This is a genomic window from Limosilactobacillus sp. WILCCON 0051, assembly GCF_039955095.1.
GTDB classification, from domain to species: domain Bacteria; phylum Bacillota; class Bacilli; order Lactobacillales; family Lactobacillaceae; genus Limosilactobacillus; species Limosilactobacillus allomucosae.
On sequence record NZ_CP154878.1, the window covers coordinates 172,047 to 195,792 of the forward strand.

Here is a 23,746-nt window from a genome sequence, read left to right on the forward strand (position 1 = left end):
TGTAATACTCCCACTTAAGCATTATTGAATTCCCGCCTAATGTTTAATTTAAATGATGGATTAGCAGTTAAAGTGTTTGCTGATCAGCCTAAACAAAAGAAATTGAAAAATCGTCGAAAAACTATTGACGATGGCTGTTAAAACCTGTATAGTTATATACCGTTGTCACAGCGTTTGGCTGATGACGATAAGTAACAAAATCAAATTAGTAGTTGACAGATTGATTTGATTTTGTTAAACTATAAAAGTTGTCGATTGATGAGTGATGACTTGTTTGATAAATTGATTTGAAAAAAGTTATTGACTTACTTCAAATGATATGTTAAACTTAAATACGTCATCGAAGCAATTAGATCGATGATCGGTAGACCTTTGAAAACTGAATACAGTTTCGACGAACACAAATGTGCAGGGTCATCAATCATTACGATTGATGCAAAACATTTGCGAAGTCAATTCGCTTAATTTAAATTTGAGCTTTTCAAGTTCTTATATTTTATATGAGAGTTTGATCCTGGCTCAGGATGAACGCCGGCGGTGTGCCTAATACATGCAAGTCGAACGCGTTGGCCCAACTGATTGAACGTGCTTGCACGGACTTGACGTTGGTTTACCAACGAGTGGCGGACGGGTGAGTAACACGTAGGTAACCTGCCCCAAAGCGGGGGATAACATTTGGAAACAGATGCTAATACCGCATAACAATTTGAATCGCATGATTCAAATTTAAAAGATGGTTTCGGCTATCACTTTGGGATGGACCTGCGGCGCATTAGCTTGTTGGTAGGGTAACGGCCTACCAAGGCTGTGATGCGTAGCCGAGTTGAGAGACTGATCGGCCACAATGGAACTGAGACACGGTCCATACTCCTACGGGAGGCAGCAGTAGGGAATCTTCCACAATGGGCGCAAGCCTGATGGAGCAACACCGCGTGAGTGAAGAAGGGTTTCGGCTCGTAAAGCTCTGTTGTTAGAGAAGAACGTGCGTGAGAGCAACTGTTCACGCAGTGACGGTATCTAACCAGAAAGTCACGGCTAACTACGTGCCAGCAGCCGCGGTAATACGTAGGTGGCAAGCGTTATCCGGATTTATTGGGCGTAAAGCGAGCGCAGGCGGTTTGATAAGTCTGATGTGAAAGCCTTTGGCTTAACCAAAGAAGTGCATCGGAAACTGTCAGACTTGAGTGCAGAAGAGGACAGTGGAACTCCATGTGTAGCGGTGGAATGCGTAGATATATGGAAGAACACCAGTGGCGAAGGCGGCTGTCTGGTCTGCAACTGACGCTGAGGCTCGAAAGCATGGGTAGCGAACAGGATTAGATACCCTGGTAGTCCATGCCGTAAACGATGAGTGCTAGGTGTTGGAGGGTTTCCGCCCTTCAGTGCCGCAGCTAACGCATTAAGCACTCCGCCTGGGGAGTACGACCGCAAGGTTGAAACTCAAAGGAATTGACGGGGGCCCGCACAAGCGGTGGAGCATGTGGTTTAATTCGAAGCTACGCGAAGAACCTTACCAGGTCTTGACATCTTGCGCCAACCCTAGAGATAGGGCGTTTCCTTCGGGAACGCAATGACAGGTGGTGCATGGTCGTCGTCAGCTCGTGTCGTGAGATGTTGGGTTAAGTCCCGCAACGAGCGCAACCCTTGTTACTAGTTGCCAGCATTCAGTTGGGCACTCTAGTGAGACTGCCGGTGACAAACCGGAGGAAGGTGGGGACGACGTCAGATCATCATGCCCCTTATGACCTGGGCTACACACGTGCTACAATGGACGGTACAACGAGTCGCGAACTCGCGAGGGCAAGCTAATCTCTTAAAACCGTTCTCAGTTCGGACTGCAGGCTGCAACTCGCCTGCACGAAGTCGGAATCGCTAGTAATCGCGGATCAGCATGCCGCGGTGAATACGTTCCCGGGCCTTGTACACACCGCCCGTCACACCATGAGAGTTTGCAACACCCAAAGTCGGTGGGGTAACCCTTCGGGGAGCTAGCCGCCTAAGGTGGGGCAGATGATTAGGGTGAAGTCGTAACAAGGTAGCCGTAGGAGAACCTGCGGCTGGATCACCTCCTTTCTAAGGAATTAATCGGAAACCTGCACATTCGTTGAAACTGCGTTCAGTTTTGAGGGGTCTACCCTCAGCTTGTACTTTGAAAACTAAATAATATTTATTTCTTTATTCACAATTAAACCGAGAACACCGCGTTATTTGAGTTTTATTAACGAAATTAATCGCATACTCAATAACTGAGGTGATCGTAAGATCATCAAGGTTAAGTTATGAAGGGCGCATGGTGAATGCCTTGGTACTAGGAGCCGATGAAGGACGGGACTAACACCGATATGCTTCGGGGAGCGGTAAGTACGCTTTGATCCGGAGATTTCCGAATGGGGAAACCCAATCATCTTAGTCGATGATTGCCTGAGCAGTGAATACATAGCTGTCAGGCGGTAGACGCAGTGAACTGAAACATCTAAGTAGCTGCAGGAAGAGAAAGAAAATTCGATTCCCTGAGTAGCGGCGAGCGAAACGGGAAGAGCCCAAACCAACGAGCTTGCTTGTTGGGGTTGTAGGACTGAACATTTGAGTTACCAAAGTGCGACGTAGTTGAAGTCGTTGGGAAGCGACGCCAAAGATGGTGATAGCCCAGTAAACGAAACGTCACACTCTCAGTTCAGGATCCTGAGTACGGCGGGACACGTGAAACCCCGTCGGAATCCGCGAGGACCATCTCGCAAGGCTAAATACTCCCTAGTGACCGATAGTGAACCAGTACCGTGAGGGAAAGGTGAAAAGCACCCCGGGAGGGGAGTGAAACAGTTCCTGAAACCATGTGCCTACAAGCTGTCGGAGCACATTTACGTGTGACGGCGTGCCTCTTGCAGAATGAACCGGCGAGTCATGATTGCGTGCAAGGTTAAGGTGGAAAAACCGGAGCCGCAGCGAAAGCGAGTCTGAAATGGGCGTACGAAGTACGCAGTTATGTACCCGAAACCAGGTGACCTACCCATGTCCAGGTTGAAGGTGCGGTAAAACGCACTGGAGGACCGAACCCGTATCAGTTGAAAATGGTTGGGATGAGGTGTGGGTAGCGGTGAAATTCCAAACGAACTTGGAGATAGCTGGTTCTCTCCGAAATCTCTTTAGGGGGAGCCTCGAGGTTTAGAATCATGGAGGTAGAGCACTGTTTGGACTAGGGGCCCGTCATGGGTTACTGACTTCAGATAAACTCCGAATGCCATTGATTTTTACTCGGGAGTCACACGGTGAGTGATAAGATCCATCGTGGAAAGGGGAACAGCCCAGATCATCAGCTAAGGTCCCTAAATATATGCTAAGTGGAAAAGGATGTGGAATTGCACAGACAACTAGGATGTTGGCTCAGAAGCAGCCATCATTTAAAGAGTGCGTAATAGCTCACTAGTCGAGTGACTCTGCGCCGAAAATGTACCGGGGCTAAGCATATTACCGAAGCTATGGATGCATCCATCAGGATGCGTGGTAGGAGAGCGTTCCAAGGGCGATGAAGTCAGACCGTAAGGACTGGTGGAGCGCTTGGAAGTGAGAATGCCGGTATGAGTAGCGAAAGACAGGTGAGAATCCTGTCCACCGAATGACTAAGGTTTCCTGGGGAAGGCTCGTCCTCCCAGGGTTAGTCGGGACCTAAGTCGAGGCCGAGAGGCGTAGACGATGGACAACAGGTTGATATTCCTGTACCAGTTGATTGTGCTTGAGTGATGGAGTGACGCAGAAGGCTAAGCGATCCGGACGATTGGAAGTGTCCGGCCAAGCAGCAAGTCAGTTGATGAGTCAAATGCTTATCAGCAGGTTGACAAGCTGTGACGGGGAGCGAAATTATAGTAGCGAAGTCGTTGATGTCACGCTGCCGAGAAAAGCTTCTAGCGAATAATCAACTGCCCGTACCGCAAACCGACACAGGTAGTCGAGGAGAGTATCCTAAGGTGAGCGAGCGAACTCTCGTTAAGGAACTCGGCAAAATGACCCCGTAACTTCGGGAGAAGGGGTGCTGATCGCAAGATCAGCCGCAGTGAAAAGGCCCAGGCGACTGTTTATCAAAAACACAGGTTTCTGCAAAATCGTAAGATGAAGTATAGGGGCTGACGCCTGCCCGGTGCTGGAAGGTTAAAAGGAAGAGTTAGCTTCGGCGAAGCCCTGAATTGAAGCCCCAGTAAACGGCGGCCGTAACTATAACGGTCCTAAGGTAGCGAAATTCCTTGTCGGGTAAGTTCCGACCCGCACGAAAGGCGTAACGATCTGGGCACTGTCTCAACGAGAGACTCGGTGAAATTGAATTGCCTGTGAAGATGCAGGCTACCCGCGACAGGACGGAAAGACCCCATGGAGCTTTACTGTAGCTTGATATTGAGTGCTTGTACTGCTTGTACAGGATAGGTAGGAGCCATAGAAGCCAGGACGCTAGTTTTGGCAGAGGCGCTGGTGGGATACTACCCTTGCATTATGATCACTCTAACCCGCACCACTGATCGTGGTGGGAGACAGTGTCAGGTGGGCAGTTTGACTGGGGCGGTCGCCTCCCAAAAGATAACGGAGGCGCCCAAAGGTTCGCTCAGAATGGTTGGAAATCATTCGCAGAGTGTAAAGGCACAAGCGAGCTTGACTGCGAGACAGACAGGTCGAGCAGGGACGAAAGTCGGGCTTAGTGATCCGGTGGTTCCGCATGGAAGGGCCATCGCTCAACGGATAAAAGCTACCCTGGGGATAACAGGCTTATCTCCCCCAAGAGTCCACATCGACGGGGAGGTTTGGCACCTCGATGTCGGCTCATCGCATCCTGGGGCTGTAGTCGGTCCCAAGGGTTGGGCTGTTCGCCCATTAAAGCGGTACGCGAGCTGGGTTCAGAACGTCGTGAGACAGTTCGGTCCCTATCCGTCGCGGGCGTAGGAAATTTGAGAGGACCTGTCCTTAGTACGAGAGGACCGGGATGGACATACCGCTGGTGTACCAGTTGTTCCGCCAGGAGCATCGCTGGGTAGCTATGTATGGATGAGATAAACGCTGAAAGCATCTAAGCGTGAAACTCGCCTCAAGATGAGATTTCCCATTCCTTATGGAAGTAAGACCCCTCAGAGATGATGAGGTAGATAGGATGGAAGTGGAAGTGCCGCGAGGCATGGAGCGGACCATTACTAATCGGTCGAGGACTTAACCAAGTTTAGGGTGTTTCGATTGAACGTGAGAAGAATAGATATTGTTTAGTTTTGAGAGTGCAAGCTCTCAGTCCTGAAAAGGATTAGTGTGGTGGTGATGGCTTGAAGGATACACCTGTTCCCATGCCGAACACAGAAGTTAAGCTTCAACGCGCCGAAAGTAGTTGGGGGATCGCTCCCTGCGAGGATAGGGCATCGCCACGCATCATGCTGACTTAGCTCAGTTGGCAGAGCAACGCACTAGTAATGCGTAGGTCGAAGGTTCGAATCCTTTAGTCAGCACTATTTGATAACTCGGTGATGGTTAGATCCATCATCGAGTTTTTTTGGTCTTTGTCAAATCGTATTGGTGAAGATCTATTCCCTGCTTCAAAAATGAAGTGGGGATTTTTTAATAACGGATGCATTCAATGCGCCGAAGCAGATTTTCAAAGTTACGGAAGCCAAAACAGCTACGCTTTAAGTTTTTGATCTTATGATTGATGCCTTCCAGTGGACCATTGGAGTAGTCATATTTGGTACTATTAGCGACAAAATGGGCCGATTGATGAAACGTATGGACAGGTTGATCCATAGCGGTTTTGGAGTTTTATAGTTAGAGATGATATTGAGTGCTTATCTTGGCTTGATTTTATGCTGGCAAAAAATTAAAATCAACTGTAACTTAAAATACTGATTCTGAATAAAGGAGCATTTTATGAACTTTGCTGGAGTCTATCATCGGCCAGAAAGCGAAATGGCCTATCTTTATACTAAAGATATCATGCATATTCGTTTGAAAACGGCTAAAGATGATATTGCTGGTGTCAGTCTATTGCACGGTGATCCATACAGCCTGCGCAGCCGACCGGACCTACCAAAATTTTATACGCAGCCGACGCCAATGAAAAAGATTCATACCGATGAGCTGTTTGACTATTGGCAATTAGCCGTAACTGAGCCTAAGAAACGTTTAGCCTATGCCTTTGAACTGATTGATCAGTCTAACAATTGTTTTATCTATTCTGATCAGGGATTTATCCAGCCGACCGACCAAAGGAAGCTGAACGATGCCAATACTTATTTTCGCATGCCTTATTTTCAAGATATTGATGCTTTTCACGCACCAAAATGGGTCGAGCAGACGGTTTGGTATCAGATTTTTCCAGAGCGCTTTGCCAATGGTGATTCAACCAACGACCCTCAAGATACCAAACCTTGGAATCCCAACGAGCATCCAAGACGACAAGACTTTTATGGTGGTGATCTGCAAGGTGTTATCAATCATCTGGATTATCTTAAACAGCTAGGCGTTAATGGCTTGTACTTTAATCCAATCTTTAAGGCACCTTCTAATCATAAGTATGACACGCAAGATTATTATCAAATTGATCCACATTTTGGTGATGCTAAGCTGTTTAAGAAACTGGTTGAGCAGGCACATCAAAGAGGGATACGCGTTATGCTGGATGCCGTTTTTAATCATATTGGTGATCAATCGCCTATGTGGCAAGACGTTTTGAAAAATGGCCAGGATTCAAAGTATGCCGACTGGTTTCATATCAATCGTTTCCCAGTTACCTATACACCGACGGACAACTTTGAATTTGCCAAGGATGCAACCTACGACACGTTTGACTACACGCCACATATGCCAAAACTTAATACGGCCAATCCCAAGGTACAGGACTGGCTTTTAGATATTGCGGGCTATTGGGTGCGTGAATTTGATATTGATGCCTGGAGGCTGGACGTTGCCAATGAGATTGACCATCACTTTTGGCGTCGTTTCCATAATGAGATGCTGACACTCAAAGATGATTTTTATATTCTGGGGGAGATCTGGCATTCTGCACAGCCATGGCTCAATGGCGATGAGTTTACCGGTGTGATGAACTATGACTATACTGGAGCGATTATTAATCATTTCATCAAACACGAGCTGAGCAGCCAAGGACTGGTTGATCGTTTAAGTCATCAATTAATGCTTTATCGCGATCAGACTAATGCCATGATGTTTAATGTGCTTGATTCGCATGATACGGCTCGTATTATGACCTTAGCCAACGAAGATGATCAGCTGGTCAGACAGACACTGGCATTTACGTTTCTACAGCCGGGGAGTCCATCAATTTATTACGGTACCGAATATGGGATGACGGGGGGCAATGATCCGGATTGTCGCAAGCCGATGAACTGGTACCCCGATGCAAAAGCGATGGCAATGCATGATTTTGTTCGTGATTTGATTAAATGGCGAAAAGAACACTGGCAGCTGATAGCACAGGGCACGATTGAACTGACTGCCTTAAATGACAATCAAGGTGTAGTTATCAAGCGCAGACTCAATAATCAGCAATTGATAGCAGTTTTTAATACCAGTAGCGAGCCATTGCAAGTTACGCTTGCGCCATTTTTTGCTCAGGGCTTTTCAAACGGCATACTTTTGCCAAAAGGGTTTGCTGTGGCGGCACTGTCAGAATAATCATGTCAAAGAAAGTCGTAACGGTAATTATAAAAGACCTGTCCAGTTATTTACAGGACAGGTCTTTTGAATAGGAATTTTAAGTGTTTTTGTGAGTGTTTTAAAAAGTAGGAGTTTGATTTAATTATGCCTAGCCGAAAATCCCGTGACTTTAGTCATGGGATGGATAGGCTTACTCAGCGTCCATTTGGATACTTTTTCTTTTGGAATGCATTGTATTTTTGATTGTTGATATAGTTTTCCACTACATCTTTACTCATATTGCCAAGCGTACTCATATAGTAACTGGGAGACCATAAATGCCCACCCCAATATTCAGATTATCAAATTTCTGGATGCCGTTTGAGAAAAATAAATGTCCTTTGAGCGATAGTGCTGGTTGGTGCCTTGCTAGGTGGAAAACTGATCAGCACATGATCCGGCATGACTTCCAGCTTTTCCATCACAATATCGTTATCTTTTGCGACCATTCGCAGTATATCTTTCATTTCATCGGCTAGTTTTTTAGTAGCGAAGGTCTGGGGACGATACTTGGTTACCCAGATTAAGTGATAATGAAAATTATAGACAAAGCGACGAGTATAAACTGCATCTTGAATTTTTTCTTTAGTCATTAGCTGATGATATAATTCAATTAAAGGAGGTGAAAAAATGAAGTCAATGGCACAATTGGAATACCATTATGGATTGAAGGTTCGCATCTATCCGAGTGATTACCAGAAACAAATAATCAAGGTTAACAGCGATGCCAGTCGTTTCATCTATAATGAGATGGTTGCGATCGGTAAAGAACTCTGGCAATTAAACCGAATCAAACTGTCGATTGATACGGTTCAGGATCGGATCCAACAGCTAAAGCTTCGTCAAAACGCTAAGCAGATGTCAAATCATTTCCAGTTTTTGGAAGATAAGCGCATTGACAGTCTTGCTAAGGCTAATGCAATTCAAAACTATCACAAGGCTTGGAACGCTTTTCGCAAGGTTCATGAAGCCGGTGTGCCAAAATTTCATCGTAAAAGCTATGCCTGGCGATACCAGACCAACTGTCAATATCCAAAGCAAAAGACAGCCCGGCTAGACAACGGTACCGTCTGCTTTGAAGACCGCAAACATATTGTGGTGCCTAAACTAGGACGTTTGCGGATCAAAGGCGCTCAGCAGCGACTATTGGATCGTCAAGGCGAAACACGCATTGGTACGGTGACCATTTCCAAAGATGCTGCCGATCGATTCTTTTTGTCGCTGCAATTAGGTTCCGATACACCGTTTGTTTCTAAGCTTAGCCGTACTAATCGGCAAATTGGCATTGACCTAAACACAGAAAACTTTCTGACTGTCAGTGATGGTCGAACCATCGCTAACCCACGCTACTATCGAACAATCAAGGGAAAATTAGCTAAAGCACAGCGCACTCTTTCACGCCGCCAGCGCCGGGCTAAAAAAGAGCAGCGTTCCTTGCGAGAAAGCAAAAACTACCAGAAGCAGCGTTTGTTAGTCGCTAAGATCCATGCACGGGTATTTGACCGCCGCCATGATTTTCTCCAGCGCACGTCTACAGCACTGATCAAGAACCAAGATCTCGTTGTAGCCGAAGAATTGAGGAGTAAGAATCTACTAAAAAATCATGCCTTGGCAATGAGCATCAGTGATGTTGGCTGGCGGTCTTTCTTGGGGATGTTGTCATACAAAGCCGACCTCTATGACCGTCAATTTATCACGGTCAGCCCTAAAAACACGACCCAAACCTGTCATGACTGCGGTTTTGTAATGGGAAGTGACGGGACCGAAAAGCTGACACTGGCAGATCGTGAATGGATATGTCCAAAATGCCATGTTCATCATATCCGTGATTACAATGCAGCACTAAATATTCTTAAAAAAGGACTCCAGAAACAACAAAAAGCCTAGTCAAAAAGCTAGGCTCATTCCTATGGCAACCTGGGAATGTAAAAGGCATTGGTAATTAGATGATCACTGCTCAAGCAACTGCGGCTGTTTGAGTAAATCGTCCGTATCTATGCAAATTGTGGTTCAGACACTCAATACAGGGGTGTTTGCCCACAAGCCATCGACTTTAGCCGATGGTGGTTGACTTAACGCTTAACGGTCTTGATGGACAATACGCAGAGTCCACCAATGATAGAAAAGACAAATGAAATCAAGAAGATGCTTGAGAAGCCAAATACCGAAATTGCAGCAGCGGCAATGACTGGAGCAATAGCCTGCGTCAGCGTGTTACCCAAGTTGTAGACACCTAAGAAAAAGGCAACGCGATCTGGGTCAGGAATTACTTCCAAGTTCAGCAGGTTGTCCAAGGCGTTCCACAGCCCCATCCCGATACCAGCACATAAGGCGTAGATTGCAATCCCCACAGTTGAGTGCATGAAATAAAGGGATGCTGCGCCAAGTGCCAAGAAGATGGTCGAAAAACCAACCGGTAACTTCAATACTTTAAGCTTATCAGAAACCGGACCAGCAAAGAGACCCATCAAGATCCCGAAAATCAGCATAATCGTGTTGATCAATTGAATAGAAGATTGGGTTTGTGATCCCCGCTTCAAAAAGTCAGTCATAATGTAGAGAATGTAGCCAGTAATTGCAAAGTTGCCGACCCCTTGGAACATCTTACCGATAAAGGCCAGGTAGTAGTCGCGACCAACCGACCAGCCAGGAAAAACGTTTTTGATATCTTTGAAGGAGAATTTCTCCTTGGCTTCTGGTTTTTGATCATCAACAGCATCAAGACTGGATGGCTCATGAACGATCAATACTGCAATCAAGGTACCGATAAATTCAACGATCCCAAAGATGATGAATCCCAGTCGGAACTGGCTAAGGAACATGGCACCAACCACGTTAAAACCGTTATTCCCAAGTGCCATCCCCAGTCCACCATAAGCAGAGGAAGCGGTCCCTTTCTGGTTTTCAGGAGCCAGATCCAGCCAGGCAACCATTGGCGCAACGATGAAATTCAAGGCTGCTTGACCAATCATCCATGCAATCAGCAGCATCGTAACGTTCTGGGCAAATGAGGCACCAATCATTGACAGCATGAAGGCCAACGCACCACCCATAATCCATGGTGTCCGCTTACCAAAACGTGACTTGGTACGGTCGGATAAGGCCCCAGCAATCATATTCGAAATAGCGGCAACAATCATCCCCATCGTTGAGAAAAGGGCGACCAGCTGCACCTTTTTGGCTGGATCCAATTGTTGCAACATGGCTGGCAGAAATAGACTATTCATGACAATGTATGGTCCCAGCCAGCTGGCAGGACCGATAATCAGACCGGGAACCAGTCGTTTGATTGAAACGGTTGCTTTTTTACTCATAATTACTTCTCCCCATTTTTAACCTGATAGTAGTCGAAAGCAGCTGCTGAATCATGCTGGTAGGCATCGACACTGCCGATAAAGTTGAACAGGCCGGTAAAACCGCCAATTTCGCCGGGCTCGCCATTGACGCCTTCATCAGATAGATAGCTGACGTCAAAGTCTTTGCCAACTTTGATCCATTCATCGTTTTCGTTAAAGCGGCAGTAAATCTGAGCCGTCCCCAGGTGATAGTTAATCTTGATTTCAGCACTATTGCCAGGAACCTCGACTTGATCATAGACATAATCAATCTTTTCACCTAGTTTGGCTTGAATGATGCCCAATACCAGCTTTTGTTCCTTATCATCCAGATGCAGACTTGCGTACAGCCAGTTATTGGAATCATAGTACAGTCCAGCCCCAGCAGTCTGTGAATAATGAACAGGATCAAATGTCACTTTGGTTTGCAGTGAGTAGTCAAGTGAAGTAGCGCGCGTGGCCATGATTGAAGGGCTAACTTGCGAGAAAAGAGAATTTGCACCCTTGATCATGAGCTGATTGTCTACGATACCGACCCAGGAAGCATTTTGTTCATGGTAAGGAGTCATAAACTTAAGATTGTAGGCGTCGCCTTTAAAATCGTCAAAGACGTCATCAAACTCTTGATTACGAGAATTGGTTATGCCAGCAGGTGCTGGAGTTGACATCTTTGCCAGATTGGAGCCATCCGCCATCTCAAGCCAGCCATCTTCATTCCAAATGACTTTTTGCAGTGAGGTTTCGCGTCCCAGTGGATTTAAGGTTGTACCAGGCAGCGGGCGTGACATTAGATGAGCAATGTAGAATTCATGGTTAGGTGTTTCAACCAACGAACCATGCCCAGCTTTTTGCATGATCGAGTGTGGATTATACATCTCGAAGTGACCAGCATCTGGATCACCCAATGAGAACAGATGGCGTGGCGATGAGGTAATGATTGGCTCGCCGGTTGGGTTTGGCTCATATGGTCCAAAAACGTGCTTTGCGCGACCGATCTCGATACCATGCCCATAGCCGGTACCGCCAGAAGCCGCCAGCAGATAAAACCAGCCGTCATGTTTGTAGATCTGGGGAGCCTCAACGCAGCCACGCGTGGTGAAGCCAGTCGAGACGCGATGCCAATTCCCTTTGATGCCACCATTTTCAAGATCAGCCTCGGCAATTACCAGATGGCCGGGTGCCTGATAGCCCAAACGTGTTTCCCATTCCAGAATGGAAAGATAGTGATGACCATCTTCATCGTGGTAAAGGGATGGATCAAAACCAATTGAGGTCAAATAGATTGGTTCTGACCAAGGACCAGTAATATCTTTGGCATACATGGCGTAGGATTCAGAATTAAACTCACGACCGGCCATATTCTGCATATGACAGTATGCCAGCCAAAACAGGCCGTTTTTTTCATCGTAGGACAGGTGCGGAGCCCAGATGCCGGCTGGCGTATTGGTTCCGCGCAGGTTAACCTCACCATGCTGCAGAACGTGGGTTAAAAGATCCCAGTTGACCAAATCTTTGGAATGAAAAATCTGAATGCCTGGATTCCAGTGGAATGTGGAGGTTGCAATGTAATAATCTTCACCTACACGAATAATTGATGGATCCGGAGCCATTCCAGGGATGATTGGATTTTGAATTTCAGTCATTTTGAATATCCTCCCAAATGCATATATATCGGTTTATGATTGCGTTTACATTTATTTTGTGAAATTATAATATAATATCTTGAAGCCGTTTCCAATAGAAAAACTGGATGTTGTAAAAATGTTATTTTCAAAAAGTAAAAATTGTAACTTTCTGATAGGAGAATTATTATGAGCAGCAGTCATCATGAATACGTTGTCAGCAATCTGCCATTAGGAGTACGTTTTTATCAATCGGACGTTACGACTTCCGGTTACGTACCTTTTCATTGGCATAACAGCATTGAGGTGCTATTAGTACTGAATGGTGAGTTGACAGTAACCATGAACCGAAAAACCACCAGTATTACCAATAATGAGTTTATTATCATTTCATCAGGGGTCATTCATGATGTCAGAAATACGCCCAATCAAGCCTTGGTTTTGCAGATACCGCTTCAGATTCTTGATCCATACGTTGCCAAGCCAGAAGAGATCCTATTTGATATGAGTCGTCCAATCAGTACTAAACTGAAAAAACAGATCATTGCTCAGCTATTAAAGATTAATCAGGCAGTTTATGAAAAGCCGGCTGGTTACCTGTTTGATGCCGAGATTGCCCTAACCGAATTTTTAAAGCTGATCGTTCTGAATCTTGGAGAAGAGGGAAAAAACGTTTTTTCAAATGTTGGCAGCAATCTTAAGAACTTGTTGGTCTATATTGACAGTCATTATCGAGAAGAAATCTCAATTCAGCAAATGGCCAGACAGTCAGGCTATAATGCTTCTTACCTGTCGCGACTGTTTAAGAAAAATATGGGAATCACACTGACTGAATATATTTATGAGATTCGCTTGAGCCGTTTTTATGATGACCTGCTCGAAACCGATAAGCCAATCAATGAATTGATGGATCGACATGGCTTGACCAACCGACGGACCAGTCGTGAACAGTTCAAAAAAATGTATGGAATCTTGCCACATGAGGTTCGCAAAAACAGATCCAGGTAAGTTGTTGAGTGATCGTAAAAAAGCCACCGCTGTTGGCGATGACTATTGCGTTCCGAATACAGCTTTGACTTTAAGGCCTTTTTGACTGCGGTACCAGCCGCGATGATCGGTTTTGATCTGGGCAATGATCTGGCCGTGCGGATTTTGTACGTAGATGGGTAGATGTGTCTGGGCAGCTTTTTGCAGCGTGCTGATCTGATTGGTCAACTGATCCAGCTGACTTTTTAGCTGCTGATCGGTAAGATTCTGTGCCGATGTTTTTAAAAGAATGCGGCGTTCAGATACATCGATTTTTATGTATTGATCATGGTCTAGATTTTGGTTGAGCGATCTTTTTAGGTGTGTGGTACGACTTTGTAAAATGGTCGGATCCAGATCGGGATGATCATCAAAAATGGCCATAATTACAGCCGCAATGATGGCAACGGCAAACATCAGTCTGATCATAGCACGATAGTTTTGGCCAATTTGGCGATTATTGTTCCACCGCATCTTCTCACCTCGCGTCGTTGATTGATTATATTTTACGCTTGGCGGGGCAATAATGTAACGACAGAATCAGCATTTTTGTGGTGTTTTATAAGCGTTAAATTAGAAAATGATGATAAAATTTTAAAAACCTATTGACTTTGAGGATTGTGGTGCTTATTATATAAGCATAAATTAAATGCGAATTAGAAATAAATTAAAAACGTTGATTAGGAAGAGTAGCTTGATCAGCCAGCCAAGCAGAAAGCTGACGGTAGTTGCGAGTCAGCCGCGCGGTCAAGTGAAAATCACCTATGAGTTGGGCGTCAAAATCTTAGTAAGACGTACCTGGCAGCACCCATTATCGTGCCGATGAATCCAGTCTGGCTGGGTTTGTTTGAGGTTAAGTTTAAGCTTAACGAAAAAAGGTGGTACCACGCCCATGTGACGTCCTTTAAGTGCTTTGCGAAAGCAGGCATTTAAAGGGCGTTTTTTAATTCGTATTCAAAACCAAGCATCAAGAGAGGTGAGTGTCATGAAAGACAGCGACATTAGCGACATTACCAATATTAAAAATCAACTCGCAAAACGCCTTAAACAAGGACACTCACGCGGTAACCATTATAATCTGCCAGCGTGAGGCAATTAAAAATGGAGGAATCTAATATGACTGAACAACAAGCAAACCTGACCGCAAACCAAGAAAAATTCGCTCAAGCACTGTATGATGCCTACAAGTCTGGCAACCCGCTGTTAGAATCTGAATGGGAAGGCGTCGTTAATGATGACGACACGGCCTACTTAGTTCAGGATCGCGTTACGGCTTTAAAGGATCAACCGGTTGGCGGCTACAAGGTTTCCTTGACCAGTGAGGAAACGCAAAAGATGTTTGACTCTGATTCGCCGCTGTATGGCCAGCAGGTAGAAGATCACTTCTTAAAGTCGCCAGCAGAAGTCAAGCTCAGTGATCGCATGGCTGCGCTGGCCGAAGTTGAGCTGGGCTTCCGAGCTAAAGAAGATCTGTCTCCAGACGATTCGCTTGAAGACCTGATGAAGAAGACGACGGTGTGCGGCACGCTTGAAGTTCCCGACTCACGCTTTAAGGACTGGTTCCCTAATCTGTCCAAGTACAACGTTATGTCTGACTGTGCCGTGGGCGGTCTGGTCGTCTATGGCGAAGAACGTGATACGGATAAGGTATTTGCTACGCCTGAAGATGCCGCCAAAGTTCACGCCGAGCTATATTTCAATGGTGAGAAGAAGGATGAAGGAGATTCCTCAGAAGTGCTGGGCAATCCGCTGAAGTCGCTGCAATGGCTGGTGGCTAAGCTGGCTTCACAAGGCAAGCAGTTTAAAAAGGGTCAGCTGGTATCTTCCGGAACGTTCGTCTTACCGCCAAAACTGGCTGCTGGCAAGTGGGAAGCTAAGTTTGATCATGGCTTTGGCACGGTTGAGCTGAACGTTACCGACTAGTGTTATGTTTTCCCTACCTGATTTGTTAGTAAAAATGACAAAAAATCAGCTTAAGAATTGTTTAAAAACACAATAAGAATTATTTAAATCTATTAATCGACAAAACGCGAAAAGACTGTTATGACGGGATTGGGCCCCCGTGGTAGCAGTTTTTTTAATTTATGCAATACTTGTTTTAAAAATAGTTTGCACTAAAATGATGATCGAAAATGATAATTTACATCTGTAAAGGAGTGAAGGCTCATGTGTACTGCAGCAACCTATACTGCTGGTGACCACTATTTTGGTCGGAATTTGGATCTGGAATTGTCTTATGGTGAAAAGGTTACGATCACGCCGCGTAATTTTCCGCTGACTTTCCGTAAGATGCCAACGCTTGAACATCACTATGCCCTGATCGGTATGGCAACGACGGTCGACAACTATCCCCTTTATTTTGACGCTACTAATGAAAAAGGCTTGAGCATGGCTGGCTTAAACTACCCAGGCAATGCCGACTACAAGCCATATGCAGAAGGCAAGGACAACGTATCGCCATTTGAATTCGTATCATGGATTCTGGGTCAATGCGCAACGCTGGCTGAAGCTAAGGTTTTGCTGGATAAGATCAACCTGGTTAAGATCGACTTTAGCGAACAGCTGCCGCTTTCACCGCTGCACTGGCTGATGGCTGAAACGGCCTCTGAAAAGACTTTAACGATTGAATGCGATCGTGATGGCCTGCATGTCTATGACAATCCAGTTGGCGTCTTGACCAACAATCCTCAATTCGACAAGCAGTTGTTCAACTTGAACAACTACCAGTTCTTGAGCCCTCAGCAGCCAGAAAACAAGTTCAGCCAAGACCTTGAGCTCGACAACTACAGCCGTGGTCTGGGAACGCGGGGCCTGCCTGGCGGGATGGACTCAATGTCGCGCTTTGTCAAGGTTGCCTTTACCAAGCTTAACGCGCCTAAGGGAGAAACCGAAAATGAAAACGTCGGCAACTTCTTCCACATTCTGCACTCGGTTGAACAGCAAAAGAACCTGGATGGCGTCGAGAATAATCAATTTGAATTTACGATCTATTCATCTTGTGTCAATGCCGACCGTGGTATCTATTACTACACCACCTACGACAACAATCAGATCAATGCCGTTGACATGCACAAGGTTGACTTGGATGGCCGGGAATTGATTGATTATGATCTGGTAAACGAACAAAACATCAACTGGCAAAACTAAGCCTTAAATAAAACCGCCTGGAAATATTTCCAAGCGGTTTTTGTCTGATCAGCGTAATTGATTGCCCAAAGCTTTTAAGCCGTCATCATTAATGGCTGCTTCCATTCTGTCGATCCAGACCAGATGACCATCAAAAAGTCGATTGCTGAGGCCTTGCGCTGCCGTGCGGTTCTGCCGATCGCGGGCACCGCAGAAAACGGTCGTGGGACATTGAACGTGCATCAGCTGATTGGTCAGGTCTGCGTCATATAACGACTGCAGCAGAGCCAAGGATGATTTTTTGTCGAGTGGCCGGTCTTTAAAACTGCCTTGGGGAAGCAGTCGCCACCGAGCTGCCTGCCGTTTCAAGCGGGCCGTTGGGATTTGATACTGCGGTTTGACCAGCAGCAGATTATCAATGCGGCCAAACGCGGTAACGGCGACTTTAAGCGCGATGACGGCACCAATGCCATCCCCAATCAGCGTAACCGGCTGCGGAACCTGGCGCACCAGTTGTTCAACGGCCTGCGCCAAGGACTGGTAGTCTAAAGCCGCATCGCTGAATTGACGATAATCAATCAGTCTTAGCTGATGATGACCGACTTTAAGCTGCTGCCAAAATGCAGATGATTGTTTTAAATCAGGCAAAACGATGACCGTTCCCATAACTAGTGCCAACTTTCTATAGTGTTCTTTAAGAAAAATATTTTACCACAAAACGGCAATAAAAACCGGCGTGAAGATCATAGGCGTTATAATTGCAATATGTTAGATTAAAAGAGGGATTTAAATGCTGTTTTGGCTGTTAAGGCATGGCTGGCTGATTTTGCCATTCGTGTTCGTCTTTCCGCTGCCAGCCGGTTCGCACCAGAAGCAGTGGCTGATCGTTGAACTGATTGGTCTGGCAGGATTGCTGATCTTATTGCTCTGGTGGTGGCAGACGACGGGAAAGTCATCGGTCTGAGCGGTGATTTTCAGTCGTAGTCAGTTTGATGCCTGTGATTTTTCGCGGTGAGTGTTTCAAAATGAGGTGAAGATTTTGCTGACAAAAGATTTTAAATATCCAGATACCAAGGCCCATGAATTTGTAATTACGCGCTTAAAAGAACGCGGCGTTGATCTGCATCAGCTGGCCAAGATTGCTTTTGACCTGCAGCAGCAGTTTATTCCTGAATTAACGGAAGCCGACTGCTATGAGGAGCTGCTCAACGTCATGCACAAACGCGAGCTGCTCAATAATGCCATGGTGGCACTGGAACTGGATCGCCTGGCTGAAGAAAATCAAATCAAAGAACCGCTGCTTTCAATCATCAGAAAAGATGCCGGTGTTTTTGGCGTTGATGAGGCTTTGGCGCTGCAGATCTCTGATATCTATGGCACGATCGGCGCAACGAACTTCGGCTATCTGGACCGGGTCAAATACGGCATCATCAAAAGCTTTGATACCGATGAAAACCACATCAACACGTTTATTGATGATCTATTGGGCGCGATCGTGGCAGCAGTCTGCGGCAAGATTGCCCATAAATATGCCTAGTATGATGGGAGCGTTCGATAATTGACTGCTTAACGATGCGGCATTGGCAGCTGGCGGCAGGATAGCTCCTGGTAATTAAGAATTCATCAACAACAGTAGTCGAAGTGATGGTTGGTGATTTTTTAAGTTTTTTTTAAGAAACTCAGGCCTAAATCATCGATGAATGTTCTATAATTAAAAACAATTCTGACATTATTTAGGGAAAGAGATGACGGGAGTGGAATTTATCTTTTTGATGATCGGCATTGGCATTTTGGCAGGGATCATCAGTGCCGCAGCCGGTTTGGCGTCGTTGGTGACCTATCCTTCGCTGTTGGCCATGGGGCTGCCACCGGTGACGGCCAATGTAACCAGTGCCTTTTCAACGATTGCCAGCGGCTACAGCTCACTGTTTGCCTCGACCAAGGAATTGCAGGGCCATCAAAAGCAGGTCAAGATCGTTTTGCCATTGGTTTTGGTCGGTTCGGTGCTGGGGGCCTGGCTGCTGTTTGCCTTGCCAGGGTCATGGTTTAAATATCTGGTGCCAATCTGTATCGGCATTGGCGGGGTGATCCTGCTGTTTCCCCACCAGCCTAAGCAGGCCCAAGAAACGATGTCGGCCAACAGTCGCATGTTTGGCAAGTCATTGGTGCAGCGTGGGTTCAACATGCTGTGGATCTTTTTGATCGGCGTCTATGCGGGATACTTCAATGCGGGCGCGGGCGTTTTGTGTCTGACGCTGCTTTCAATCATCAACCGTCAAGAGAGTTTTGCCATCAACAATGCCTTAAAAAACGTGGCAATGACGGCAACCAATACGACGGCTTGGATCGTGTTTGCCTTGGAGACGCCGATTCGCTGGCACTATGTCTTGCCTCTGATGATCGGCAATATTATTGGCGGCATCTTGGGACCAATCATCGTACGGCACCTGCCTGGTCGACTGATGCAGATTCTGGTCGGGATCGGCGCCTTGATCTTGGCAGTTTCACTGACGATTCGGAATTTTTCATAAGCGTTGCTCAGCGGCAGCGCTTTTTTTAACCCCAAGATCGCAAAGAATGGTAAATTAAGAATAATCAGTTCAAAGGGGGATGCGCAGATGAAAAAGGATCAAGCAATTTTGGATTTTGTCGATCAGTGGCTGTCGGTACTGCTAAAACAGGATCAGCCGACTGAAGTACTGTTGGATTCAGAATTTGTCTGGCAATGTCAAAAACTGCATTTTGATCAGCCAACGCTTGACCTGGATGCGGCCTTTCCAATTGAGCAGCCGATGACGTCGCTGACCGGCTTGAAAAAGATCATTTCTAAAATCAATGACAAGATGATGCTGGGACATGCGATCTATCGTCAATGGCAAAATTGGCATGCCCAACCAGCCGACACGCAAAAAGCCTGGTTGATCGCGGCCCTGCAGCAGTTAAAGAAACTGGCGCTGGCCAATGAATCCCTACCATTTGTGTTTCATGGCGTCATCGCGCATCTGGAGCTGATCTCTCAGGCTGCCACCGATTCGCCGGCAAGCGTGCAATGGCTGAAGATCGGTCGCAATGGCAAGGCCGAGCTGCGCATCATGAATGATCAATACGAGCTGCTGACAACGCAAAATGAGAATCTAAAAGGTCCGCAGCTCAACGTCTTTTTCGAGAAACTGGCTCTTTATTTTGCAAAACGGCATGATTTTAAGCCAACCAATATTGAAAACGAATGGCAGCTGACTTTGACGGCGACGAATGGGCAAAAATTTCAGACGCGCGGATATTGGCTGACCGACGCGGCGCTGGGTGAACTGGCTCAAGAGTTGCGGCAGATCTGGACTGGGGATGCCAAGCTATGGCTGTTTGATGGTCTAATCCACGCGGAAAAGATCGATCGGCTCACGATTCGCTATCATCGGCAGCTCAATGCCTACCAAGAAGATGGCGAACCGGTTCAGCTTGATTATCTGGAAAGCATCGTAATCGACCGTGCCCAGCAGGAATTGATCTATCGCAAGCATCTGAGCGACGATTGCGAAATGGAGCACCGTTACCATATTGCGGATACGATCGATGCCTTGCTGGACGTACTGCAGACACCGGATTTTCTGGCATACGTCAACGGCAATGATGACGACGTGGTGTTTGATCCGGATGACCAGCGCCGCTATGCAATTGAGATTCAAACCGCTGCTGGTCAGACTCGAATCATCAATGGCTCGTTTGACAAGCAGGGTCTGCCGATTGATTTTCCCAAACTGGCCATGATAATCGAAGACTTCTTAAGCTTTTACGGCAACAATGAGCTTATCGATCCGGCACTCTACAATCATCAATGGCGGCGGCCGGGCCAATATATCTATTGTGACGTCTCCTTTGAAGAAGATGGACGCACGTATTGCTATCGTACGGAAGACGAGCGCTTGGCAGAAGGCGATCTGGTCAGGGTTCCCGTGGGGCGGGACAATCATCTGGCAATTGGCCGAATCGAAAGAATCCAGATCGTTGACGGTCAGCACGTTCCTTACCCGCTGTCAAAAACCAAGCTGATCATTGGTCCTTATCAAGCTGATGAGGACTAGGACGGCCGGCTTGCTATCAACCCATCAGCAGCTGCTGGTGGGTTTTAATATTTGAGTAGTTGCATCAAAATTGATCAAATAGCGCTAAAATATATTCTAGAGAGAATCTTTTCAGTCAAAAACCGCTCTATTATGTTTGGAATTACGTCTTGAAAGGATGATTAGTTTGAAATTCAACAAGCAGCAATGGGAATGGATCTTTTACGACTGGGCCAATTCCGGCTATGCCATGCTGGTAACGACCGCGGTTTTTCCCATTTACTTTAAAGCCGTTGCCTTGCAGGGCGGCATCTCGTCAGCGGATTCAACTGCCTATTGGGGCTATGCCAATAGTTTCAGTACCTTGATCATTGCACTGCTGGCGCCTTTGCTGGGAGCATTGGCCGATTATCCGCATGCTAAGCGGCGCTGGCTGAATATTTTTACCTGGCTGGGTATCGTGACCGCTATGATTTTAGGCAGTCTGCCCGCAAATGGCACGATGGCCTGGCTATGGCTGATCATTGTCTATGTGATTTCCAATATGGGCTATTCTGGCAGCAATCTTTTTTATGACAGTTTTTTAACTGACGTGGCTGACGATGAGCAGATGGATGCCGTGTCATCAGCTGGGTTTGGCTTTGGCTATCTGGGCGGCGTGCTCTCATTTGCCGTCTTTTTAGCCGCTGAATTGACGAATGGTTTTGGCATATTGGATGGCAATGGCGTGGCTCGGTTCAGTTTTTGGCTCTCGGCAATTTGGTGGCTGCTGTTTGCCTGGCCATTGATGAAAAACGGGCAGCAGCGCTATGGCGTTCCAGATACCAAAAATCGCATTACCAACAGCTGGCAGCGCGTTTTGCAGACGCTGCGGCATATCAATCACTATCGTCAGGCATTTTGGTTTCTGGTGGCTTATTTCTTCTTTATTGACGGTGTTGACACGATCGTTACCATGGCTACGGTTATCGGTGAGGATCTGGGCATCAAGACGACGACGCTGATGATTGTCATGCTGGTAGTCCAACTGATTGCCGCGCCGTTTTCAATGCTGTATGTCTGGCTGGCCAAAAAGACCTCAACGCGGCGAGCATTATTGTTAAGCATCATCGTCTACATGCTGATCTGCCTTTATGCCTTGAAGCTTAAGTCTGCCGCTGATTTCTGGGTGCTGGCGATTTTGGTCGGAACCAGTCAAGGCGGCATTCAGGCACTGAGCCGTTCTTATTTTGGCCGCTTGATTCCCAAAAGCGACAGCAGTGAGTTCTTTGGCTTTTACAACATTCTGGGCAAGTTTTCGGCAATTCTGGGACCGGTTTTGGTTGGACTGGCTACGCAATGGACCGGCAACTCGCGCTGGGGAATCTTTTCTTTGGTGATTCTTTTCGTGATCGGTCTGGTCATCTTTTTGATTCTGCCACGCCTAAACGATGCCAAACCGGAATAGGCAAAGTTAAAAATCAAACTGCTGGACTGCTGACTTGCGTGAAGCACGATTCTTCGCTATACTACCAGTGCCGTCTTAGCTCAGATAGGTAGAGCACATCCATGGTAAGGATGAGGTCGGCGGTTCAAGTCCGCTAGACGGCTCTATCAAACCGGCGATAATTTACAAAGGCTTTCTGCAGTTTGGGCAGAAGGCTTTTCTTTTTTGATGAAGCCGGTGGTTGTTTTTGGTAAGATAAAAATATAGTCTCGTTTTTGAACATTTAAAGAAAGGAGAAAGACATGAGCTTTATTGCCACTTTGGCGGGAATTCTTCTAGCCACGCAGCTTGTTTCGCATTTGTTTGCGCGGTGGGGCATTCCCGATGTCATTGGGCAGATCTTAGTCGGAGTCGTGGCTGGACCGGCCATGCTGAATTGGGTTCACCAAACAGAAATGATCAATGAGTTCCAAGAAATCGGCGTGATCATTTTAATGTTTATCGCTGGTTTGGAAAGCGACTTGAACCTGCTGAAGAAGTACCTTAAGCCGGCAGTGGTGGTAGCCTTGATGGGGATGATTCTGCCGGTTGTGGTCATGGGACTGGCGGCTGATCTGTTCGGCATGCAGTGGTTTGAGTCATTGTTTGTCGGCGTGATTTTTTCAGCGACCTCAGTCAGCATCTCGGTGGCCGTTTTGCGCGAGTATCAGCAGCTCGACAGCAAAGAGGGCGCAACGATTCTTGGTGCGGCAGTTGCCGATGATATTGGCGGTGTGATTGCGTTGAGCGTTTTGATCAGCATGATGCGCGGTCAGGGATTTGATGGCGAACAGAACATGAGTCTGGGTCTGACCATCTTTTTGCAGCTGCTGTTTTTTGTCGGTACCTATCTGCTGGTTAAGTTTTTAGCGCCTTATCTGATGCATGCCAGTCAACGCCTGCTGACGATTGCGGCCCCCGCAGTCGCGGCAATGATCATCTGTCTGACGATGGCCGCCTTGGCTGATAAGGTTGGCTTGAGCGGTGCCGTGGGAGCATTCTTTGCTGGAATCGCGATCGGCAATACCAAGACCAGTGAAGTCATCAATCAGAGTTTCGTACCGCTTGGCTATGCCTTGTTTATTCCGGTGTTTTTCGTAAACGTCGGCTTGAGCATGCGGCTGGATCATTTTGTCGACTCATTGCTGTTTATCATCGTCATGACGATTCTGGCTTGTCTGACCAAGCTGATCGGCTGTGGCGGCGGTGCCAAGCTGATGGGCTTTGACTTCAACAGCAGCTATGTGATCGGCAGCGGCATGGTCGCACGTGGCGAAATGGCTTTGATTACGGCCCAGATTGGCTATGAAGCCCACCTGCTTTCTGAAAAGTACTATTCCGATGTGATTACGGTGATCGTTTTGGCAACGATTCTGGCACCGTTTATCTTGAAAAATGCCTTGCAGAAGGTTAAGCAGACAGTCAAAAGTCAAGCATGAT

The 23,746-nt window shown here is 46.6% G+C and carries 15 protein-coding genes, 2 tRNA genes, 3 rRNA genes, 2 pseudogenes and 1 other annotated feature; of the genes and pseudogenes, 16 read left to right on the plus strand and 6 right to left on the minus strand.

Features of this window, described 5'->3' with window-relative positions; genetic code table 11:
• Positions 1-496: 496 nt before the first annotated feature.
• The 4 genes from ABC765_RS00715 to ABC765_RS00730 all read left to right on the plus strand — a co-directional run bounded on the left by ABC765_RS00715 (position 497) and on the right by ABC765_RS00730 (position 5,471).
• Positions 497-2,073: ribosomal RNA gene (locus ABC765_RS00715) — 16S ribosomal RNA — on the plus strand.
• A gap of 197 nt (positions 2,074-2,270) precedes the next feature.
• A 23S ribosomal RNA gene (locus ABC765_RS00720) occupies positions 2,271-5,192 on the plus strand.
• A gap of 84 nt (positions 5,193-5,276) precedes the next feature.
• Positions 5,277-5,393 (plus strand): 5S ribosomal RNA (rrf, locus tag ABC765_RS00725).
• Together the 16S, 23S and 5S rRNA genes with 1 tRNA gene alongside form the textbook arrangement of a ribosomal RNA operon.
• 5 nt (positions 5,394-5,398) lie before the next feature.
• Positions 5,399-5,471 (plus strand) — tRNA-Thr (locus tag ABC765_RS00730).
• A 127-nt stretch (positions 5,472-5,598) separates the two neighbouring features.
• Here the strand turns inward: ABC765_RS00730 and ABC765_RS00735 are convergent.
• Positions 5,599-5,763 (minus strand): annotated as a pseudogene (locus ABC765_RS00735) (transposase); the annotation flags it as partial.
• Positions 5,764-5,886: 123 nt separating this feature from the next.
• Here ABC765_RS00735 and ABC765_RS00740 point away from each other — a divergent pair.
• Positions 5,887-7,653 (plus strand): glycoside hydrolase family 13 protein, encoded by a 1,767-nt coding sequence (locus ABC765_RS00740; RefSeq protein WP_347952610.1) that lies wholly within the window; start codon positions 5,887-5,889, stop codon positions 7,651-7,653.
• Positions 7,654-7,829: 176 nt separating this feature from the next.
• On the opposite strand, the pseudogene tnpA reads toward ABC765_RS00740, so the two are convergent.
• Positions 7,830-8,267, minus strand: a pseudogene (gene tnpA / locus ABC765_RS00745) (IS200/IS605 family transposase).
• A gap of 37 nt (positions 8,268-8,304) precedes the next feature.
• Between tnpA and ABC765_RS00750 the strand changes: the two are divergent.
• On the plus strand, positions 8,305-9,561 hold the full coding sequence (locus tag ABC765_RS00750; protein WP_347952611.1) for a transposase: 1,257 nt from the start codon (positions 8,305-8,307) through the stop codon (positions 9,559-9,561).
• A gap of 185 nt (positions 9,562-9,746) precedes the next feature.
• Here the strand turns inward: ABC765_RS00750 and ABC765_RS00755 are convergent, their stop codons facing one another.
• Together ABC765_RS00755 and ABC765_RS00760 are read right to left on the minus strand one after the other, a co-directional pair.
• Positions 9,747-10,988 (minus strand): MFS transporter, encoded by a 1,242-nt coding sequence (locus tag ABC765_RS00755; RefSeq protein ID WP_347952612.1) that lies wholly within the window; start codon positions 10,986-10,988, stop codon positions 9,747-9,749.
• 2 nt (positions 10,989-10,990) lie between these two features.
• Complete coding sequence (locus ABC765_RS00760; RefSeq protein WP_347952613.1) at positions 10,991-12,652, minus strand: family 43 glycosylhydrolase; 1,662 nt, start codon at positions 12,650-12,652, stop codon at positions 10,991-10,993.
• Positions 12,653-12,820: 168 nt separating this feature from the next.
• On the opposite strand from ABC765_RS00760, the gene ABC765_RS00765 reads away from it, so the two are divergent.
• Positions 12,821-13,639 (plus strand): AraC family transcriptional regulator, encoded by an 819-nt coding sequence (locus ABC765_RS00765; protein ID WP_288718836.1) that lies wholly within the window; start codon positions 12,821-12,823, stop codon positions 13,637-13,639.
• A 42-nt stretch (positions 13,640-13,681) separates the two neighbouring features.
• On the opposite strand, the gene ABC765_RS00770 is transcribed toward ABC765_RS00765, so the two are convergent.
• Positions 13,682-14,131, minus strand: a complete 450-nt coding sequence (locus ABC765_RS00770) for a hypothetical protein (protein WP_347952614.1) — start codon at positions 14,129-14,131, stop codon at positions 13,682-13,684.
• A 193-nt stretch (positions 14,132-14,324) separates the two neighbouring features.
• Positions 14,325-14,565 (plus strand) — a binding site (T-box leader).
• Between the two features lie 208 nt (positions 14,566-14,773).
• Here ABC765_RS00770 and ABC765_RS00775 point away from each other — a divergent pair.
• Both ABC765_RS00775 and bsh read left to right on the plus strand, forming a co-directional pair.
• Positions 14,774-15,580 carry a 2-keto-4-pentenoate hydratase gene (locus ABC765_RS00775; RefSeq protein ID WP_272223517.1) on the plus strand — a complete coding sequence of 269 codons (807 nt, stop codon included), beginning with the start codon at positions 14,774-14,776 and terminating at the stop codon, positions 15,578-15,580.
• 243 nt (positions 15,581-15,823) lie between these two features.
• The gene (gene bsh, locus ABC765_RS00780; RefSeq protein WP_347952615.1) at positions 15,824-16,804 is read left to right on the plus strand and encodes a choloylglycine hydrolase; all 981 of its coding nucleotides are present in this window, start codon (positions 15,824-15,826) and stop codon (positions 16,802-16,804) included.
• A gap of 48 nt (positions 16,805-16,852) precedes the next feature.
• Here bsh and ABC765_RS00785 read toward each other — a convergent pair whose 3' ends face one another.
• Entirely contained in the window at positions 16,853-17,449 is a 597-nt protein-coding gene (locus ABC765_RS00785; protein ID WP_347980506.1) for a hypothetical protein, read from the minus strand.
• A gap of 124 nt (positions 17,450-17,573) precedes the next feature.
• Between ABC765_RS00785 and ABC765_RS00790 the strand changes: the two genes are divergently transcribed.
• The 7 genes from ABC765_RS00790 to ABC765_RS00820 all read left to right on the plus strand — a co-directional run bounded on the left by ABC765_RS00790 (position 17,574) and on the right by ABC765_RS00820 (position 23,745).
• Positions 17,574-17,747, plus strand: coding sequence for a hypothetical protein (locus ABC765_RS00790; protein WP_347980507.1), 174 nt, complete (start codon positions 17,574-17,576; stop codon positions 17,745-17,747).
• Between the two features lie 75 nt (positions 17,748-17,822).
• Entirely contained in the window at positions 17,823-18,320 is a 498-nt protein-coding gene (locus ABC765_RS00795; protein ID WP_033935224.1) for a phosphatidylglycerophosphatase A, read from the plus strand.
• 208 nt (positions 18,321-18,528) lie between these two features.
• Positions 18,529-19,314 carry a sulfite exporter TauE/SafE family protein gene (locus tag ABC765_RS00800; protein WP_347952618.1) on the plus strand — a complete coding sequence of 262 codons (786 nt, stop codon included), beginning with the start codon at positions 18,529-18,531 and terminating at the stop codon, positions 19,312-19,314.
• 87 nt (positions 19,315-19,401) lie between these two features.
• Positions 19,402-20,862 carry a hypothetical protein gene (locus tag ABC765_RS00805; protein WP_347980508.1) on the plus strand — a complete coding sequence of 487 codons (1,461 nt, stop codon included), beginning with the start codon at positions 19,402-19,404 and terminating at the stop codon, positions 20,860-20,862.
• A 166-nt stretch (positions 20,863-21,028) separates the two neighbouring features.
• Positions 21,029-22,288: an MFS transporter gene (locus ABC765_RS00810; RefSeq protein ID WP_347980509.1), complete on the plus strand. Its 1,260-nt coding sequence runs from the start codon at positions 21,029-21,031 to the stop codon at positions 22,286-22,288.
• A 69-nt stretch (positions 22,289-22,357) separates the two neighbouring features.
• Positions 22,358-22,431, plus strand: a tRNA-Thr gene (locus tag ABC765_RS00815).
• A gap of 138 nt (positions 22,432-22,569) precedes the next feature.
• Complete coding sequence (locus ABC765_RS00820; RefSeq protein ID WP_347952621.1) at positions 22,570-23,745, plus strand: cation:proton antiporter; 1,176 nt, start codon at positions 22,570-22,572, stop codon at positions 23,743-23,745.
• Position 23,746 lies beyond the last annotated feature (1 nt).

What these genes read in the sequence shown, in the direction of transcription:
- ABC765_RS00755 (WP_347952612.1), bottom strand. Translation starts at nt 10,988, where the DNA reads ATGAGTAAAAAAGCAACCGTTTCAATCAAACGACTGGTTCCCGGTCTG.
- ABC765_RS00790 (WP_347980507.1), top strand. Translation starts at nt 17,574, where the DNA reads ATGCTGTTTTGGCTGTTAAGGCATGGCTGGCTGATTTTGCCATTCGTG.
- ABC765_RS00760 (WP_347952613.1), bottom strand. Translation starts at nt 12,652, where the DNA reads ATGACTGAAATTCAAAATCCAATCATCCCTGGAATGGCTCCGGATCCA.
- ABC765_RS00770 (WP_347952614.1), bottom strand. Translation starts at nt 14,131, where the DNA reads ATGCGGTGGAACAATAATCGCCAAATTGGCCAAAACTATCGTGCTATG.
- ABC765_RS00765 (WP_288718836.1), top strand. Translation starts at nt 12,821, where the DNA reads ATGAGCAGCAGTCATCATGAATACGTTGTCAGCAATCTGCCATTAGGA.
- ABC765_RS00820 (WP_347952621.1), top strand. Translation starts at nt 22,570, where the DNA reads ATGAGCTTTATTGCCACTTTGGCGGGAATTCTTCTAGCCACGCAGCTT.
- ABC765_RS00800 (WP_347952618.1), top strand. Translation starts at nt 18,529, where the DNA reads ATGACGGGAGTGGAATTTATCTTTTTGATGATCGGCATTGGCATTTTG.
- ABC765_RS00775 (WP_272223517.1), top strand. Translation starts at nt 14,774, where the DNA reads ATGACTGAACAACAAGCAAACCTGACCGCAAACCAAGAAAAATTCGCT.
- bsh (WP_347952615.1), top strand. Translation starts at nt 15,824, where the DNA reads ATGTGTACTGCAGCAACCTATACTGCTGGTGACCACTATTTTGGTCGG.
- ABC765_RS00750 (WP_347952611.1), top strand. Translation starts at nt 8,305, where the DNA reads ATGAAGTCAATGGCACAATTGGAATACCATTATGGATTGAAGGTTCGC.
- ABC765_RS00805 (WP_347980508.1), top strand. Translation starts at nt 19,402, where the DNA reads ATGAAAAAGGATCAAGCAATTTTGGATTTTGTCGATCAGTGGCTGTCG.
- ABC765_RS00785 (WP_347980506.1), bottom strand. Translation starts at nt 17,449, where the DNA reads ATGGGAACGGTCATCGTTTTGCCTGATTTAAAACAATCATCTGCATTT.
- ABC765_RS00740 (WP_347952610.1), top strand. Translation starts at nt 5,887, where the DNA reads ATGAACTTTGCTGGAGTCTATCATCGGCCAGAAAGCGAAATGGCCTAT.